General features: G+C 62.9%; 3 protein-coding genes. 1 reads left to right on the forward strand and 2 read right to left on the reverse strand.

Features of this window, described 5'->3' with window-relative positions:
- Positions 1–51: 51 nt before the first annotated feature.
- Together SKC41_RS31690 and SKC41_RS31695 are read right to left on the reverse strand one after the other, a co-directional pair.
- Positions 52–393, reverse strand: coding sequence for a hypothetical protein (locus tag SKC41_RS31690; protein ID WP_330981548.1), 342 nt, complete (start codon positions 391–393; stop codon positions 52–54).
- A 152-nt stretch (positions 394–545) separates the two neighbouring features.
- The gene (locus SKC41_RS31695) at positions 546–692 is read right to left on the reverse strand and encodes a hypothetical protein (protein WP_330981549.1); all 147 of its coding nucleotides are present in this window, start codon (positions 690–692) and stop codon (positions 546–548) included.
- Between the two features lie 296 nt (positions 693–988).
- Here SKC41_RS31695 and SKC41_RS31700 point away from each other — a divergent pair, with 296 nt between their 5' ends.
- Positions 989–1,579, forward strand: a complete 591-nt coding sequence (locus SKC41_RS31700) for a hypothetical protein (protein WP_330981550.1) — start codon at positions 989–991, stop codon at positions 1,577–1,579.
- Positions 1,580–1,734 lie beyond the last annotated feature (155 nt).

Below are 1,734 nucleotides of genomic sequence, written 5' to 3' on the forward strand. Positions count from 1 at the left end.
GTTCCTCACGGTCAAGCTTCTTATCCACCACGGTCATCAGTGTCTCGGCTTTCAGTCAGGAGCACATCCCCTCACACAAACCATCTGACACGCCCCGCGGGCCTGATCGCGAATCACCCCCGAGCTGGCCCGGCCTTGGGCCCCGATTGCCTCACCCTGCTCGGCGGCGGCCTGCAACTCCCGATCTAAACCCGCAGCACCGGCGCGGGCCTGCTGATAGGAGCCCGCAGCCCGGGTCACACCGGACGGCAACCCGCCCACACCCTCGGGTGAGGCCGGCACCGAACCCTGACCTGAGCTCGGCAACGACGCACCCCCACCACTAGCGGGATACAGGTCATGCGCACGCGACAACATGCGGTCAACCCCCGCCACAAACGCCGCAATACTCACCCACCAAAGCTAACCTGAGCACTTGCGCTAATGCCACGGCTACGCCGCACCCGGACCGGCACGCAGTGGCTGGCTCATGTCGTGGTTTCACCGGTGCTGTGTTTCGCTTTCAACCCGGCACTGACGAGCTCATCGAATTCGCGCGCGGAAAGTCAAGAGACGAGTTCGAGCCCGCCAAGATCTGGTTCCAGCCGGAACATCACCAGCGCTTTGGCGTCCTTAAAGCCCTGCTCCCGCGCGGCCTCGTCCAGCTTGGCGCGCGCCTGCTCGGTCATTCTCATCGTGAACTGAGCCGACATCCTGCGGTTTTCGGAGCCTCTGCGGCTCTTCCGCTGCGGAGCCGCTTCGCTCGGGGTCTTTTGCGGTGCCACGTGACTCGCCCTCCTGCGCCGTGAGCTTTGGTTATGTATCTATTAAATGCATCATGTCCATAGTAAGGGCTCCCGCGTCCTTGCGCGGTATTCCGCGCAGGCGAGTGTCGCGGGTCTTGATGCTCTTATTACAGTCATTTTCGCACGCCAACACTAGTGCCTTATGTCCCCCGCACGACGTACACTGAGCGCTTGCAGGTGCGTCGCTGAAAGGACCCGCTCTCATGGCGATGGGCAGCCGTCCCGAACGTGGGCGACCTGTCACCGGAGCACCGGAGGCTGCGCGGATTTTGGGGCGCGATGTCCGCACGGTGCGCCGCATGATCGAATCGGGCGTACTTGAGGGCGGAACATCGACCGGCGGCCAGCGTCGTCAGTGGTTCGTCTACACCGACCAGCTCACACCTCCAGCGGCGACCGTGAGGTCGGGCGCGCGTACCGAAGGCAGCGAGATCGCCGCGTTGCGCGCGGAGAATGCCGATCTACGGGCACGGGCGCTAGCGGCAGAAGAAGGTGAGCGACTTCTCCTGGCAGGTCAGGCAACATTGCGAGATGCGTTACGCGAAAGCCAGTCCACGCTGGCTGCCATGATCTCGGCGAATGCAAACATGCAACGCGGTGCCGACGGCTACCGTGCGGCTGCCGAGGGCTACCGCACCGCGGCGGACGAGTTCCGCGAGGGCGCGACCGGGTACGTTCAAGCGATTAGCCAAGCGCAGTCCACCATCGGCATGCTCGACGGCGTGCTCGAGCGATACAGCGACACCATCGCCCAACACATCACCCCTGGCCATCCTGGTGCATTGACCACGTAGCCCTCCCCTCTAGTTAGCGACCACAAGGGCAGCACGAGGGCAGCACACATTGGCGGCCGATGTCCGTTCTCATTGAATCTGGGGCACATTTACTAGTCTGACCTGCATTGCCCCAGATTGGATGAGAATTTCGATCGCGACGTTTCTCATTGAAT

The sequence above is a fragment of the Mycobacterium sp. 050128 genome (genome assembly GCF_036409155.1).
In the GTDB taxonomy this organism is placed as follows: domain Bacteria; phylum Actinomycetota; class Actinomycetes; order Mycobacteriales; family Mycobacteriaceae; genus Mycobacterium.

Bases quoted from the DNA above. Each gene is read 5' to 3' on its own strand.
- SKC41_RS31700 (WP_330981550.1), top strand. From the start codon at position 989: ATGGCGATGGGCAGCCGTCCCGAACGTGGGCGACCTGTCACCGGAGCA.
- SKC41_RS31695 (WP_330981549.1), bottom strand. From the start codon at position 692: ATGTCGGCTCAGTTCACGATGAGAATGACCGAGCAGGCGCGCGCCAAG.